At 29.5% G+C, this 14933-nt stretch carries 17 protein-coding genes; 2 read left to right on the top strand and 15 right to left on the bottom strand.

What is annotated here, in order from left to right:
• Both bioB and bioA read left to right on the top strand, forming a co-directional pair.
• Entirely contained in the window at nucleotides 1-996 is a 996-nt protein-coding gene (gene bioB, locus FH779_RS06420; RefSeq protein ID WP_180906432.1) for a biotin synthase BioB, read from the top strand.
• Nucleotides 984-2255, top strand: coding sequence for an adenosylmethionine--8-amino-7-oxononanoate transaminase (bioA, locus tag FH779_RS06425; RefSeq protein WP_180906433.1), 1272 nt, complete (start codon nucleotides 984-986; stop codon nucleotides 2253-2255). The genes bioB and bioA overlap by 13 nt, the downstream gene beginning before the upstream one ends.
• Nucleotides 2256-2528: 273 nt before the next feature.
• On the opposite strand, the gene FH779_RS06430 is transcribed toward bioA, so the two are convergent.
• The 15 genes from FH779_RS06430 to FH779_RS06500 all read right to left on the bottom strand — a co-directional run bounded on the left by FH779_RS06430 (nucleotide 2529) and on the right by FH779_RS06500 (nucleotide 14893).
• Nucleotides 2529-3806 carry an amidohydrolase family protein gene (locus FH779_RS06430; protein WP_180906434.1) on the bottom strand — a complete coding sequence of 426 codons (1278 nt, stop codon included), beginning with the start codon at nucleotides 3804-3806 and terminating at the stop codon, nucleotides 2529-2531.
• A gap of 22 nt (nucleotides 3807-3828) precedes the next feature.
• Nucleotides 3829-4536 carry a DsbA family oxidoreductase gene (locus tag FH779_RS06435; protein WP_180906435.1) on the bottom strand — a complete coding sequence of 236 codons (708 nt, stop codon included), beginning with the start codon at nucleotides 4534-4536 and terminating at the stop codon, nucleotides 3829-3831.
• 180 nt (nucleotides 4537-4716) lie between these two features.
• On the bottom strand, nucleotides 4717-5349 hold the full coding sequence (locus tag FH779_RS06440) for an NAD(P)H-dependent oxidoreductase (protein WP_180906436.1): 633 nt from the start codon (nucleotides 5347-5349) through the stop codon (nucleotides 4717-4719).
• 30 nt (nucleotides 5350-5379) lie between these two features.
• On the bottom strand, nucleotides 5380-5853 hold the full coding sequence (locus tag FH779_RS06445; RefSeq protein ID WP_180906437.1) for a hypothetical protein: 474 nt from the start codon (nucleotides 5851-5853) through the stop codon (nucleotides 5380-5382).
• Nucleotides 5854-5873: 20 nt separating this feature from the next.
• On the bottom strand, nucleotides 5874-6218 hold the full coding sequence (locus FH779_RS06450; protein WP_180906438.1) for a YciI family protein: 345 nt from the start codon (nucleotides 6216-6218) through the stop codon (nucleotides 5874-5876).
• A 4-nt stretch (nucleotides 6219-6222) separates the two neighbouring features.
• Nucleotides 6223-7083 (bottom strand): SDR family oxidoreductase, encoded by an 861-nt coding sequence (locus tag FH779_RS06455; RefSeq protein WP_180906439.1) that lies wholly within the window; start codon nucleotides 7081-7083, stop codon nucleotides 6223-6225.
• Between the two features lie 542 nt (nucleotides 7084-7625).
• Nucleotides 7626-7817: a cold-shock protein gene (locus tag FH779_RS06460; protein WP_038335863.1), complete on the bottom strand. Its 192-nt coding sequence runs from the start codon at nucleotides 7815-7817 to the stop codon at nucleotides 7626-7628.
• 19 nt (nucleotides 7818-7836) lie between these two features.
• Complete coding sequence (locus FH779_RS06465; RefSeq protein WP_180906440.1) at nucleotides 7837-8262, bottom strand: cold shock domain-containing protein; 426 nt, start codon at nucleotides 8260-8262, stop codon at nucleotides 7837-7839.
• A 339-nt stretch (nucleotides 8263-8601) separates the two neighbouring features.
• The gene (locus FH779_RS06470) at nucleotides 8602-9660 is read right to left on the bottom strand and encodes a 3-oxoacyl-ACP synthase III family protein (protein WP_180906441.1); all 1059 of its coding nucleotides are present in this window, start codon (nucleotides 9658-9660) and stop codon (nucleotides 8602-8604) included.
• A gap of 346 nt (nucleotides 9661-10006) precedes the next feature.
• Nucleotides 10007-11668: a hypothetical protein gene (locus FH779_RS06475; protein ID WP_180906442.1), complete on the bottom strand. Its 1662-nt coding sequence runs from the start codon at nucleotides 11666-11668 to the stop codon at nucleotides 10007-10009.
• Nucleotides 11669-12668: 1000 nt separating this feature from the next.
• Complete coding sequence (locus FH779_RS06480) at nucleotides 12669-13274, bottom strand: hypothetical protein (RefSeq protein ID WP_180906443.1); 606 nt, start codon at nucleotides 13272-13274, stop codon at nucleotides 12669-12671.
• Between the two features lie 162 nt (nucleotides 13275-13436).
• Nucleotides 13437-13760 carry a hypothetical protein gene (locus tag FH779_RS06485; protein WP_180906444.1) on the bottom strand — a complete coding sequence of 108 codons (324 nt, stop codon included), beginning with the start codon at nucleotides 13758-13760 and terminating at the stop codon, nucleotides 13437-13439.
• A gap of 2 nt (nucleotides 13761-13762) precedes the next feature.
• Entirely contained in the window at nucleotides 13763-14044 is a 282-nt protein-coding gene (locus tag FH779_RS06490; RefSeq protein ID WP_180906445.1) for a hypothetical protein, read from the bottom strand.
• A 188-nt stretch (nucleotides 14045-14232) separates the two neighbouring features.
• A complete protein-coding gene (locus FH779_RS06495) occupies nucleotides 14233-14454 on the bottom strand; it encodes a hypothetical protein (protein WP_180906446.1) in 222 nt (73 codons plus the stop codon).
• A 1-nt stretch (nucleotide 14455) separates the two neighbouring features.
• Entirely contained in the window at nucleotides 14456-14893 is a 438-nt protein-coding gene (locus FH779_RS06500) for a hypothetical protein (protein WP_180906447.1), read from the bottom strand.
• Between the last annotated feature and the right edge of the window lie 40 nt (nucleotides 14894-14933).

Consider the following 14933-nt stretch of genomic DNA (forward strand, 5'->3'; position numbering starts at 1 on the left):
ATGAAAATATCAAACAAAACACGTCATGATTGGACGAAAGAAGAAATCGAAAAAATTTATCATCAACCTTTATTGGATTTAGTATATCATGCATCCAAAACACATCGAGAATGGCACAATGCAAGAGAAGTACAAGTATGTACCTTGTTATCTGTAAAAACAGGTGGTTGTCCCGAAGATTGTTCATATTGCGGACAAGCAGCACGCTACCATACCGATATTAAAGTAGAAGCATTGTTACCAACAGCAACGGTATTAGCACATGCAAAGAAAGCAAAAGAAGCGGGCTCATCACGTTTTTGTATGGCAGCTGCTTGGCGAGAAGTACGAAATAATCGAGACTTTGATCGAATAATCGAAATGGTGAAAGGTGTAAATGAGTTGGGATTAGAAGTGTGTTGTACATTAGGAATGTTGACAGAAGAGCAAGCGATTCGTTTACAAGAAGCAGGTTTACACGCATATAATCATAATTTAGATACTTCCGAAGCTTATTACGATGAGATTATTTCTACACGTAAATTTGATAATCGAATCAATACGATACAAAATGTACGAAAAGCTGGGATTACAGTTTGTTCGGGCGGAATTATTGGTTTAGGAGAAACACATCAAGATCGAATTTCTATGCTATTAACTTTGTCAACAATGCCAAAACACCCAGAATCTGTACCTGTAAATGCTTTAGCAAGAGTAAAAGGAACGCCTTTAGAAAATAATCCGAAAGTAGATATTTGGGATATGGTTCGTATGATTGCAACAGCTCGTATTGTGATGCCTTCTTCGGTTGTTCGTTTAAGTGCTGGTCGAATAGAAATGACAGAAGTTGAACAAGCTTGGTGTTTTATGGCTGGTGCGAATTCTATTTTTACAGGAGAACGTGAAACCTTACTGGTAACACCTAATCCTGGGGTATCAGAGGATATGCAAATGTTTGAAAATTTAGGTTTACTACCAATGGTTAAACAAGAAACAAATCAGACATGTACACATTAAAAGAGCGCGATCAGTTGGTGAATTGGCATCCTTATACGCAGATGAAAAAAGCCAATAATATTATTCCAATTGTAAGAGGAGAAGGAAGTTATATTTACGATGAAAATAACAAGCAATATATTGATGCGGTTTCATCGTGGTGGGTATCGTTGCATGGGCATGCGCATCCGTATATCGCACAGAAAATGCACGAACAGCTAACAACTTTGGAACATGTTATTTTTGCAGGATTTACGCATCGACCTGCAATTGAATTGTCTGAACGTTTATTGGCTCTTTTACCAACCAACCAAAAAAAAGCATTTTACAGTGATAATGGATCAACAGCGATTGAGGTTGCATTAAAAATGTGTTTACAATATCATTTCAATAAAAAAGAAGATAGACCTGTGATTTTAGCGTTCAAAAATGCCTATCATGGCGATACTTTTGGCGCGATGTCGGTAAGTGGAAGAGGAATTTGGACAGAACCTTTTAACGAAAAGCTTTTTGATGTCATTTTTATTGATACACCGAATGCAGAAAATATAGAAGCTATTAAATCGCAAATAAAAGAAGTTGCAACTAAAGTAGCGTGTTTTATTTACGAACCTTTGATACAAGGAGCTTCGGGGATGTTGATGCATCAGGCTGAATATTTAGATCAATTGATGAGTTATTGTAGAGCACATAATATTTTAATGATTCAAGACGAGATTTTTGTTGGATTTGGTCGTACAGGTAAATTATTTGCAGCAAATCATTTGACAGAAGTTCCAGATATTATGTGTTTTTCGAAAGGCTTAACAGGTGGTACTTTACCTTTGGGCGTTACAACTTGTACAGACGAAATTTACCAAGCCTTTTATGCAGATGATTTGAATAAAACATTATTCCACGGACATTCTTTTACGGCAAGTCCATTGGCATGTACTGCTGCGTTAGCAAGTCTTGATTTGTTGTTACAAACCTCTACACAACAGCAAATTGAAAATATAGTGCATCAACATCAATTTTTTGTTGCATCTATTCAAAATCATCCTAAAGTAAAAGCGATAAGACAATGCGGAACTATTTTGGCGTTGGAATGGAATACAGACGAAGAAACGTCTTATTTTAGTGATATACACGAAAAGCTGTATCCTTACTTTTTAGAGAAAGGTATATTGTTGCGTCCATTAGGAAATATAATTTATTTGGTTCCTCCTTATTGTATTTCGACTGATGATCTAAATTATATTTATGATACGATTCGTCAAGCTTTAATTGAGTTGGTTTAGAATTTTTATACAAAAAAGGTAATGTTTAAGTAAACAACTACTTGTACAAAAATTTTATCTTTAAAAACTTAAAGAAGTTTACTTTATTAAGCTGTCTTATGTAACCTCATTTTTACTGAGGTTACTTTATTATAATCAGAATCAAAAATTGTATTTTTTTTTTTAAAGAGATGATTATCTGAAATACTATGCTTTCCTAATAAAAAAACCAGCAAACTTGATGTCGCTGGTTAATTTTTTAATTTGATATGAATTTTAATTTAAAAAGTGAACTTATTTTTCAACTACAATTTTTCCATCTTTTATGACTGTTTTTACTTTTTGAAGATCTGCAATTTGTTTTAGCGGATTACCATCAACAAGAATAACATCTGCAATTTTACCTGGTTCCAGAGTTCCTAAATTTTTTGCTCCCAAAGCTTTTCCGCCTTCTTTTGTTGCAGATAAAAGAATTGTTTTATTGTCAATTCCTTGACCAGTCATTACTCCTGTAACCATAGGTACTACTTCTGTTGGAGGAATTCCTGGAACATCAGAAGTGAATAATGGAACTGCTCCTGCTTTCAACATTACTTGGACGTTATTTTGCATAATATCATAATCATTTCTGTCTTTTGGAGTTGCAAAACCAAGTTTCATATAACGTTGCATAAAGCCAAGTGTAATTGCAATTGGAATTTTCTTTTCTCCAATTACTTTCAAATATTTTCCATCAACATCTTTTGTTTTTGCTGGAGGATGAATAAATACATCTACGCCAGCAGCTACCATATTAGGAACATCTTTTGCATCAGCATTATGAACAAACACTTTTAAATTATTTTTGTGTGCTTCATCAACAATAGCAGTTAAGACTTCTTTGTTGAATTTGGTTTGATTTGTTACACCATCATAAACAACAACATCAGCTTTTTGTTTTACTAATTTTTGAACAGATTTACGTGCTTCTTCAGGATTTTCAATTGGTAATCTTACATGTTCGTTACACCATTTTAAATCTTCTCCTTCTAGTCCAGCACATGCGTAATAATCACCAGATTTAAGTAAAACAGGACCAGCAGCAAAAACACGAGGTCCGCTAATTTCTCCTTTTGCAACTTTTTCTCTAACATTATAAATATATGGTTCAAAATCTATTGGAGAAAGTATAGATGTTATTCCTTGTTCTAAATGACCTTTTAAACGTTTAGTTAATTCATTTTCAATAAATTTATTTGCTTGAGCATCATTTGTTGCAGGCATTTTTGGAGGCATGTCATACATATTCCAGAATAAATGTAAATGTGAATTAATAAGTCCAGGCATAACAAACTTACCTCCTGCATCAATAGTTTTTGTAGCTTTTACATCAGTTATTTCACCTTTTTGTACTGCTACTATTTTTCCACCTTTGATAGTTACGCTTGCATTAGAAATAGGATCAATTCCTGTTGCATCAAAAACAGTTGCGTTTTTAATTAATAAATCTACTTTTGTTTTTTCTTTTTTACAAGCAATTAAAAGGGCTGCTGCAATAGCAATTAAAAAGCATTGTTTAAATAGTCTAATCATAATTTTATTGTTTAAGTTGTTTTTAGTCGCATTGACCATCTATAGAACATGATTGCCCATTTTGTATATCTAAGTTTGTTTTAGTTTGATTTAATTTCCATTCTTCAAATGCCTTTTCAATAGTGTTTGAAAATACATCCGAGGGTTGTGCTCCGGAAATACCGTACTTCCTATCAAGTACAAAAAAAGGAACTCCTGTTACACCTAATTGAATTGCTTCGTTAATATCATTTTTTACTTGATATGCATATATATCATCAGTAAAAGCTGCCGAAATTTCGTTTTCCTCTAAGCCGATTTCTTTAGCCAATTGTATTAAAGTATCTGTATCTGATACATTTTTCCCTTCTGTAAAAAATGCTTTGAAAAGTCTTTCTTCCATTTGAGATCCTTTTGCTTTACTTTTAGCAAATTGTATAAGACGATGTGCTTTAAAGGAATTGGTCATGATTGTTTTATCAAAATGATAGTCTAGACCTATTTGCTTAGCAGTAGTAGATACAGAGGCTAACATTTGATTTCCTTGCTCTTCGCTGACATTACGTTTTTTAGATAAATATCCTGCGTATGTATCGTTAACAACTTCGGGAATACTAGCATCCAATTGATAACTTTTCCAAATAATTTCAATTTGGTCTTTATATTCTAAATTCTCTAAAGCTTTTTCTAAATTATGTTTTCCAATATAACAAAAAGGACACATTACATCGCTCCAAATTTCTATTTTCATATTTGATTAGTTTTTTGTTGAAACAGATCATTATCAGAAATCCTATCTTTTAAGTTGTCTTAATGAGTATGATGCTATTTAGCGAAATAACAGTTTTTCTCTTAAGCTGTCTTTTAATAACATAGGTAATCTATTTTGAAATGAGTTTTGTTAATACAGAATTTGTAAAAAAATATTCTATTACTTAATTTCTGTAATAAACTCTTCTTTAGGTTGACGAACTTTTTTTAATGGAAATAACCAATCCTCTTCTATTTGTCTTTTGCCTAGAGCTAAAAGAACAACTGATCTTAATCCTTTTTCCTTTAATTTCAAAAATTCATCTATTCCTTCTTTACTAAATCCTTCCATTGGCGTAGCATCTACTCCTAGTTCTGCTGCTGCGGCAATTGCCATTCCAAAAGATATATGTGCTTGTTTAGCAGTGTGATGGTACTGTTCTTCTTCAGAAAATGTACTGAATAACTGTTTTAGACCTTCTACTGTGTCTGCTGTTTTTTCATTAGAAATACCTCGTTCTGAATTTGTATAATTATATACTTCATCAACTTTTTTATCTGGAATTGTTGCCCAAGATGTAAAAACAATCAAATGTGATGATTCTACAATTTGAGGTTGATTAAATGCTATTGGTTGAATTTGTTTTTTTACTTCAGGATTACTAATTACAAACAAATGTACTGGTTGTAATCCTGCAGATGTTGGAGCTAAACGCGCTGCTTCAATAATTTTATTTACTGTATCATCATCTAATTTTTCTCCTGTCATACGTTTTGTAGCGTATCTCCAGTTTAGCGCTTCTAATAATTTCATTTAAATATTAAGGGTATTAAATTGGTTTGATTATTTTAATTTATCTAATTTTCTATAAGCATTGAATAAATAGTAAATGGTAGCTAGTTCAAATATCATTCTAAATGCATTTGATACATTCCATATTTTTCCATAAAAACTTCCTTTTTCTGGATTCGCATAAAATCCTGAACCAAACATTTTTGATAATACAAAACCGACTATTAATGATGTAAGTATGGTAACTATTAGAGCTAAAATACTTGCCATTCTGTATTCGCGTTTTACACTATTAATTTTATTTAAAAATGTTAAAATCCAAATTGAGATTCCTGCAATTAATGTCATCGGTATAAAATATAGAGTTGGACTAGAATTGACAAAAAACATATTTAAGTGCTTCAGATGATTAGGATCTTCAATAATCCAATTAGGGCCAAAAACTATAGCTTCATATAGATTGCCAAAAAACCAATAGGCAATACCAAATATGGCAAATAGAGTCCAATTTTTTTGTTTCTTCAAGTTCATAAGGCTATCAAATACTATCTTAGTAAGATTTCTCGTATTTCTACACTTCCTCCAGCGACTAGAATAGGATTGGTTGCTGCAATTTTTTTGGCAGCTTCTAAATCTTCTACTTCTATAATTAGAAATCCAGTTAAGAAATGTTCAACTTCTTTAAAAGGTCCTTCTTTTACAGAACCATCAGCAAAAATTGTAGTTGCCATTGGAGGAATGGGAGGCATAGTTCCTCCTAAGTTTTTGACAATTCCCTTTTCTTTAACGTCTTCTAACCATTTAGCTCTATCAGCTACTTCTCTTGGGTCTGTAAAAGCTCCAGGATCCATATTTGTATTGACTCTCAGTAATAAAACAAAGTTTTTCATTTTTTTAAATTTTAAATAGTTCTTTTAAAAATTCTTCGATTGGAGCTGTAGGTCTTTCAAGTAGTTCTTCTAAGAATTTGTTTTCTATTTCGTATTGATGTGTTTTAATATCAAATAGAGTTCCTGTGTTTAGGTATATAGCGAAATCTGGAAAACCTATTTGTTTTAAATTTTTTTCGAAATCATTTTCAGAAATATCATTATAATTTATTGTTTTTCCACTCAGATTAGACAATACATTTGCAATATCTTGATAGCTATATTCTTTATTTCCTACAATATCATAGGTTTTATTTTCATGACCTTTTTGTAGTAACAGATTAGCAGTTCCTTCTCCCATTTCTCTACGAAGAACATAAGGAACTTTTCCATTCCCTCCAGGTAAATTTATATTTTGATTTAACGCGTTTTCTCCTAATATTTGATTTAATGCATCCGCATACATTGTATTTCTCAAAATTGTATAGGTTAAACCACTTTTTTTAATATAATCTTCTGTTTGAAAATGACTTATCATTAAGTCTTTTACTCCTGAAGTTTGAATGTCCTTTATTGCTAGACCAGTATAAACAATATGTTTTACTCCTTGGTCCTTTGCTGCATCGATTACATTTTTATGTTGTTCGAAACGGTTTGAATCCATTGTAGAAATCAAAAGTAATTTTTCAATTCCATCAAAAGATTCTTTTAAAGATTCTCTGTCGCTAAAGTTTGCTAATCTGGCTTGAAACCCTTTTGATGTTAGTTTGTTGACTCCTTCTTGATTACTTGATGTAACGACAAAAGTATCTTGTGTACTTTTTTTCAAAAGTTGATTAACTACACTAGATCCTAAATTGCCAGTCGCTCCTGTTATTAATATCATTTTGATTATTATTTCTATAATTTATATCCTTAAAAAATGAATTCGAATTTTTTGAACGATTTGTTCTATGATAGATAAATTCTACATCACTTTGAGATGTATTAACTACTGCTTCAGTACTTTATCGTTCTTAAAAATATTGTTTAATGATTTAGTGTAAAGAAATAAAATCCTTTAGAAATAGTTATTATTACTTTCATGGTAGATACCTGTTTCCATCGAGGGAAGTAATAATGAAATGATGTTTTGTATTTTATTGATTTATAGCGCTTTGATATTCTGTGGTTTTTTGTAGTTTACTTATAAATGCATTAAAAATATTTAAAAGGTAATAAACTACAGGAGATGATTTAGTATAATCAAATTTGTTTATTATTAGAAATCTTTAGAAAAAAGTGATTACACATAAGATTTACAATAGCTTATAAAAGCTGTAATTTTAGTAGAAGATAATAACAAATGTGTTATTGTGTATTTAAAAACAAAAAAGTCCTTATTTACATAAGGACTTTTTGATTTATAAGAAATAATTATATGTTGAATTATTTTCTTTTTACATTGACAGCCATAAGACCTTTTTTTCCTTTTTCAATATCAAAAGTAACTTGATCATTTTCAATTACTTTGTCAATTAATCCAGAAACATGTACAAAAACATCTTCACCTCCGTTTGCGTTAGAGATAAAACCAAAACCTTTTGATTCGTTGAAGAATTTTACTGTTCCTTCTTGCATAGTTGTATATTTAATTAATTTATTTTTTTGATATTTGAATTGCTCTGAATCCTTTTTCAGACATTTCTTTTTTGAACTGCACTTGATCTCCTACTTTAAGTAATTCTTTTGATTCTTTGAAGTGGAAGAAGATTTTATCGTTAGAAGTTGGTACTTTAATAAAACCAAACCCTTTTGAATCGTTGTAGATATCAACCATACCTTCTATAAAAACATCTTTGTTATCAGATTCTAATCTTTTATTATTCAGCAAATCGGCTTCTTTGTCTTGTAAATGAGGTGGTACATCTGTAAAATTACCAAGTACATCAACATAGACAATCATATCTTCTAATGATTTTCCTTTGTTGTTATTCTCTTTTCTGTTCTCTCTTTTGTTTAATTTCTCTAATTTTTTTAAAGCTTTCTTTTTGCTATTTTCTTTTTTAGATGTAGAATCTGCCATAAATGTTTGTATAGATTTTTTATTATTAATACTGATAAAACCTAAGAAAACATGAATTAATTATCCAACAACATTTATATTATAATGTAGTAAAACTTACAAGTATACGTTTTAGAAAACAGAAGTTAAAATTATATTGACTAGGTCAATTAGTGAATTAAAAAAAGTAAAATAAAGAATACAATTGTAAACTATTAAGACAAAATATCTTCTTAAGTACGTTGCAAAGGTAATAAGTTTTAATGAATTAAATGGTATTAATTTCTAGAGAATTCTATATGACAAAAAAGTTCTAACCTAATTGTGATTAGAACTTAGATATTATCATAATTGATATCGTTAAAATTGGTAAATAAATGTGTTTATATTCATACCTGCGCCAACAGAAGCAAATAATACCACATCGCCTTCATTTATTTGGTGATTTTCCAAATCATTATCCATAATCATTTTCAAAAGAATTGGAATTGTTGCCACACTACTATTGCCAAGTTTATGAATATTCATTGGCATAATATTTTTTGGAACATCTTGATCATATAAACTATAAAAGCGTTTTACAATTGCTTCGTCCATTTTTTCATTGGCTTGATGAATCACTATTTTACTGATATCGTCAATATTATATGAGCTATCATCAACACATTTTTTCATTGCTAAAGGTACTTTGGATAAAGCAAACTCATAGATTTTTCGACCATACATTTTGATATATTTGGTATTCGGACATTTTTCTGAATTATATGATTTTCCAAAAAACAGATAATCTTTTTCTTCGTTTGCATAAGAGGCAGATAAATGAGCTTGTATTCCTTTATTGTTTGTAGAAGCTTCTAAAATAGCAGCACCAGCTCCATCTGCATATATCATTGTATCTCGGTCGTGTTCATCTACTACTCTCGAAAGAGTTTCAGCACCAATTACCAAACATCTTTTTGCTAATCCAGCTTTTATAAATGCATTGGCTTGTATAACACCTTCTACCCAACCTGGACAACCAAAAATAACATCGTAAGCAACACAATAAGGATTCTGAATTTTCAATAAATTTTTTACTCTTGCAGCAAGACTTGGCACCATATCAGACTGAATAGTATCGTGTTTTACATCTCCAAAATTATGAGCGAATATAATATAATCAATAGTTTCTGCGTCGATATTTGCATTTGTGATGGCTGAAGCAGCTGCCATATAGCCTAAGTCTGATGTTACTTGATCTTTTCTGGCATATCGACGTTCTTCTATTCCTGTTATTTGCTTTAATTTATATGAAATAGTAGCATTATTTTGATCTAAAATTTCTCCTTGTTCATTAAAAAATTGATGTTCTTCAAAAAAAAGATTTGATATTTTTTCAGTTGGAATATATTTTCCTATTCCTATAAAGTGATTTGTCATATATATATAGATAACAGAGTTAGAATCTGCTATCGGATACAATCTCGGAATAACTTTAAGAATTATTGCTATAAAGTTATATTTTTAACTTAAACTTTATGTTTATACCAAAATTATATTTTATAAAATATTAAATTAATAAATTTTATGATCATTATTTTCAATATTATCTTGGAAGCTATATGCATAATAAGTCATATATGTTATTAATTTGGTTTTATAAAAATATAAGGTTAGATAATTCTAACCTTATATTTTTATAAGTATAGTTTGCTTTTGTTTTTAATTTTTACAATCTGTTTTGATAAAAAATTAAATCATCTAAAGCATAAAAAAGGTTAGTATTTTAGATATCTCCTAATTTGAATACAACAAGTTGAGTTGAATTTTGTACTAAAGTCATTCCATTTGAACAGTTTCCAGAAGATCCTCTTCCTAGCTGAATAACCCATGATGTTGTATTTGCAAGAGTTGTAACATAGGAAATTGTACCACCGTGATTAGTACCAAGACCACTAGCATCGGCTTTATGAGACGCAGTGCTATGAATTCTTTGAGTTCCTACTTCTTTAGGGAAATCAACTAAATAGGAACTAACTGTGCAGCTTCCTCCTACAAAAGCTTCATATATAAAGGTTATTTGGTAAATTCCAGGGGGAAATGTAATTGTTTCACTACTAGCATCAAAAGTTAAACCTTTAATTGCATTTTTTGTTAGCGACATCGGTACAGTTTTTTTAGCTCCTGCAGCAGTGTTATCCAAAAAATTACTTTGAGCCGTTAATAATGTAAAAATAGCAGGAGAAGGAATAGATAAATCGTTTGCTATTTTATCTGTTACTTGTACATTGTTATTACTATCAACAATTAAAATTTTTGAACCAATGTTAGACGCATTGCCAGTTGTTAAACCTGCTAATTTTAATGTATTTGTTCCGTCTGTGGTAATTGTGGTCGCTTCTGTTAATGTCCCGCCTAGTTTTATATCTCCAGCTGCTGTTTTACTCAGTCCATTTGTGACACCAACAGGAGTGAGAGTAGTCGTCTTTACATTATTATTTCCATCTATCATCAACATCTTAGATCCTGTAACAGCCATATCCCCACTTTGTAAACCTTCTATCCGTACAGGATCGATGTTACTGCTGCCTTTAATGTGAAGTTTATTATTTGGAGAAGAAGTACCTATTCCAATATTTCCCGAAGCACTAATCCGCATTCTTTCAATTAAATTACCTCCATTAGAGTTTCCGATATAAAAATCTTCTTCTAAACCTTTTGTATCTGATATTCCTGTACGAATAGATCCTAATGCCCAATTGGCACCTCCTGCAGTTGGACCATTGTTAGTAAAACCAAGTAATGATAAGTTTCCAATAGCTAATTCAGATATATTTCTTAGAGCCATAATTCCATATTGATTGCTTCCCGAATTTGCATCAATCAAATTGTATCTGCTCAATTTAGGATCTGTAGAAACAACATGAAGCTTCGTTTCGGGTGTTGTTGTTCCTATACCTATTTTGTGATTAGCTGCATCTACAGAAAAAGTAGGTCCATCTACAGAAAAACCATTGGCAACCGAAGAAGTGTACGCTAATGTATGATTTCCTTGAGTAACGATTCTATTTCCAGTAAGACTTCCGTCAGAATTATATATATTTTTTGATAAATAAGGAGACCATTCAGTTCCATTGAAATAGTAATATCCTGAACTTGTTATATTGGTAACCTGTGATAAACTAGGTGTTACTCCTGTTGGGATATCTGCTGTTGTAACATAGACTATAGCTCCTTCTTGATTAGTATTATAAGTCCCTGAATTTTTTGCTGCTAATTGCTGCTTTGTAACTCTTGGAGGCAAAATACCGTCTTTAGATGTTGTAGCTAAACTAGCCACAACATCTAAAGTTGATTGAGGATTATCTGTATTAATTCCCACTTGCGAATAACTAGTTTGTGTTGTCAGAAATCCAGTAAAGATGAAATAAAGTAGTTTATTTTTCATATTCTTTTATATATAGTTTTAAAAAAAAAATCATATTTCATTACATTTTCAAAAGATGTGATGTTTGTTTAAGTTGTTTTAAATTAAAGTTTTATACTTTTTAATTAAAGAAAAGATGCAATTTTAGAAGTAATTAAAAATATATCTAATTCATAAAAAAATATGTTCTAATAACTTCCTTTCTCCTGAGAATAAAATACTTTTCACTCAACATTATTCTAAGAAAATGTTTAATAACCATCTATTCTTATCAAAACTTATAGAAAACAGCAAATAATTTAAATTTTGTTATTTAAATCTTAAAATTATTCCGAAAATACAATCACTCTATTTAAAAATTGCTCATCTATACCCCTCATTTACTACCTTTTTTTACTTATTTGTATAAATAAGATAAATAACCTTTCAATTATTCTTCTCTACATCAATTTAATACTACAATTCAAATGATAGAATTAGCTAAATACTTCTTGTAGAATTTTAAATCAAATGGAATTTTATAAATAATAGTTAATACAAATCAACAATTGAACCTTGACCATTCATGAATGAAACATTTGTATTAGTCCGATATTCCCCAGATTTTGTATAGAAAGAAATTAAATTTGATATTACTAGTATTATAATTAAAGCTAGCGATTCTGAGTTATTTCGAACAAAAAGAATAAGAAAACTATAAAGAAGTATCAATGCTATTATTAACAGATCTATTACTTAGATTATTTTGATCTTTAACTAAATTTTGTCCCAAACCAATTAAAAGAAAATTAATAGTACGTAAGAGGACTTAACTCCTGTTTTTTCAAGAATAGATAAAAAGCAAGTAAGATTATGCTTAGTATATTAAATTTACTTGTGTAACAATTATTCCTAGATATTTTAAAAAAAGGAGTATAGTTTAAGATTTTATTTATAATAAGCGCTTTAGGTAGTGATAGGTAAGCTGTTTATAGAAGATAATTTTTTTGGAAAGTTATAAATTAGTTAATTCATAATAATTTTAAAAATTTTCTAAATCAGAAAAGCTCAAATCCTGAATTTTAGGTAGCTTATTTACTTTCATAATGATTTTCTTTTTATTTAAAACTTTATCTGAACCTAATTCTTGATTAAATTCTATTTTGGTGTTGGTTAACAAGTTAATATTGGTTTCAGATGTAGTATTTTTTCCGTCCCATTTAACTCTTGATATTTTAGTTAATTCAAAATTGTTTTGTTTATAACGAAATTCATAACGGCTTTTTCGATTCTCGATATCTGTAAGCATTACCAAATTACCATCTTCGATGTAAAAATCAGGGATAGGATTACCATTGTGTTCGCCTTTTTTATCAACTGGATATTGGTTTTCAATTAACTTTGTAGAAGATACTGCCAGTTGAATTTGTTTATTCGGTTTCGAAAGAAATATTTGTAATCGTAATGGACCTGTCTCGTCAATTAAATCCATTTCTAAAACAACTTTATCAATCTGTTTATCATTATTCAGGTCACCTTCTTCTTTTTGTACAAGAAATGTAAAATTATCTTTTGTTGTCTTTTGCGAATATAAATTTATAGCCACTAAAAGAAAAAACATGATATGATATAAGAATTTATTTTTCATAATTATTCTTTAAAATCATTCGATTAGTTTAATAAGTTGATTTTTAACTAGTTCGTCAAAATGATGCTTTAGAAAAAAGAAAAGATTATTTAAAAAGGAAATTTTTCACTTTCCCCATTATATACATTATTATATTTTATTAAAATTTCTGAATTGTTATACTTAACATCTCCAGTTTTCGAATTTACTCAAACCCCATTTAAAAAAAATTGCTTCTTTAGGATTTATAGATGAATTAAAAACATAGTAATCATTAATAACAAAAAACAACCAATTTTCTGGAATTTGATTATTTTTTTTCATATATTTTTTTTGAATATTCCATGCTTCTTCTAATTTGATAGGTGATTTTTTTTCAAATTCTTCAAATTCTTTTGTTTCAAAATAAATAATAGAATTTTCTTTAGCATACTTATCTTCATTACTTTTACAACTGATAAAGGAAATTATTGAGCTAAATATTGACATTAATATAATTTTTTTCATTTTTATGGAAAGTTTTTACTTTCATGTTTAATTATTGTTTGTTTTGCAAATTGACCACTATGCTGCCTAGAAGAACTTTTGAAAGATCTTAAATCCTCTAATAACCCACTAGGCATTTGAGTTGTATCAGGAATCCAATTTTTAACACCCAAAATTGCAGTTACACCATATGGAAAGGCTTGCTGAATTGCCGTTTTTACAGTTGTTGTACATTGTTCTCCTGTCCAAGGGTAACCGCTATATACTTTAAGATGTTTATAGCGCTTCTCCCACCATCCAATCATTTTATTAGCTTCGCCTTTACAGGAAATATTAATAAAAAGTCAATGAAATTTCATTGACTTTTTAAATAAGATTTTTTTATTATTTTACCACTGAAATTTCACCTGTTTCTATGTTTATTTTAGCTAAAAAATATAGTTTATTATTATCTTTATCTATTTTGTTTGAAAAACCTATGAAATAGAATCCATTATATATATATATATATATGTTCTATATATTTATCAATTTCATATGGACTTTTATCAAAACTGAAATTTTGTTTAAAAGTATTCTTATAAATTCCAGATGCTTTATTTCTAGATATTTTTGCTTGTTTCTCTATTCTAATAAATTCTTCACTATCAAAATTATATTTTTTCTCACAACTAAAAAATGAAAATATCCCCATAATTATTATATATTTTTTCATATTATCCTTTAAAATCATCCGATTCTTTTTTAATAATTTGATGTTTAGCACGTTCGTCAAAATGTTGTTTAGAAGAACTTTTAAAAGATATCAAATCTTCTAATAAACCACTAGGCATTTGTGTTGTATCAGGAATCCAATTTTTAACACCCAAAATTGCAGTTACACCAAATGGAAAGGCTTGCTGAATTGCTGTTTTTACAGTTGTTGTACATTGTTCTCCTTTCCAAGGATAAACGCTATATACTTTAAGATGTTTATAGCGCTTCTCCCACCAATTCAACATTTTATTTGCTTCGCTCTCCTTAACATAAAACTCAATTTTATGAACTTCTCCATATATATTAGTTCCATCATTATACCAATGAAGTCCAATAAAATCTAAAACTTGATTAAGCGTTACATCTTTTGCATTTATTTTTAATCTACTAGCTACCATTTCTCCCCACCAAGGTCTTCCTGGTGCAAATTTTTCATTA

Origin of the sequence: Empedobacter falsenii, assembly GCF_013488205.1 — a bacterium.
Classification (GTDB): Bacteria; Bacteroidota; Bacteroidia; order Flavobacteriales; family Weeksellaceae; genus Empedobacter; species Empedobacter falsenii_C.

Excerpts from the sequence above, each read along its gene's own strand:
- bioB (WP_180906432.1), top strand. The coding sequence starts at position 1 with ATGAAAATATCAAACAAAACACGTCATGATTGGACGAAAGAAGAAATC.
- bioA (WP_180906433.1), top strand. The coding sequence starts at position 984 with ATGTACACATTAAAAGAGCGCGATCAGTTGGTGAATTGGCATCCTTAT.
- FH779_RS06430 (WP_180906434.1), bottom strand. The coding sequence starts at position 3,806 with ATGATTAGACTATTTAAACAATGCTTTTTAATTGCTATTGCAGCAGCC.
- FH779_RS06435 (WP_180906435.1), bottom strand. The coding sequence starts at position 4,536 with ATGAAAATAGAAATTTGGAGCGATGTAATGTGTCCTTTTTGTTATATT.
- FH779_RS06440 (WP_180906436.1), bottom strand. The coding sequence starts at position 5,349 with ATGAAATTATTAGAAGCGCTAAACTGGAGATACGCTACAAAACGTATG.
- FH779_RS06450 (WP_180906438.1), bottom strand. The coding sequence starts at position 6,218 with ATGAAAAACTTTGTTTTATTACTGAGAGTCAATACAAATATGGATCCT.
- FH779_RS06455 (WP_180906439.1), bottom strand. The coding sequence starts at position 7,083 with ATGATATTAATAACAGGAGCGACTGGCAATTTAGGATCTAGTGTAGTT.
- FH779_RS06460 (WP_038335863.1), bottom strand. The coding sequence starts at position 7,817 with ATGCAAGAAGGAACAGTAAAATTCTTCAACGAATCAAAAGGTTTTGGT.
- FH779_RS06465 (WP_180906440.1), bottom strand. The coding sequence starts at position 8,262 with ATGGCAGATTCTACATCTAAAAAAGAAAATAGCAAAAAGAAAGCTTTA.
- FH779_RS06470 (WP_180906441.1), bottom strand. The coding sequence starts at position 9,660 with ATGACAAATCACTTTATAGGAATAGGAAAATATATTCCAACTGAAAAA.
- FH779_RS06475 (WP_180906442.1), bottom strand. The coding sequence starts at position 11,668 with ATGAAAAATAAACTACTTTATTTCATCTTTACTGGATTTCTGACAACA.
- FH779_RS06480 (WP_180906443.1), bottom strand. The coding sequence starts at position 13,274 with ATGAAAAATAAATTCTTATATCATATCATGTTTTTTCTTTTAGTGGCT.
- FH779_RS06485 (WP_180906444.1), bottom strand. The coding sequence starts at position 13,760 with ATGAAAAAAATTATATTAATGTCAATATTTAGCTCAATAATTTCCTTT.
- FH779_RS06490 (WP_180906445.1), bottom strand. The coding sequence starts at position 14,044 with ATGATTGGATGGTGGGAGAAGCGCTATAAACATCTTAAAGTATATAGC.
- FH779_RS06495 (WP_180906446.1), bottom strand. The coding sequence starts at position 14,454 with ATGAAAAAATATATAATAATTATGGGGATATTTTCATTTTTTAGTTGT.
- FH779_RS06500 (WP_180906447.1), bottom strand. The coding sequence starts at position 14,893 with ATGGTAGCTAGTAGATTAAAAATAAATGCAAAAGATGTAACGCTTAAT.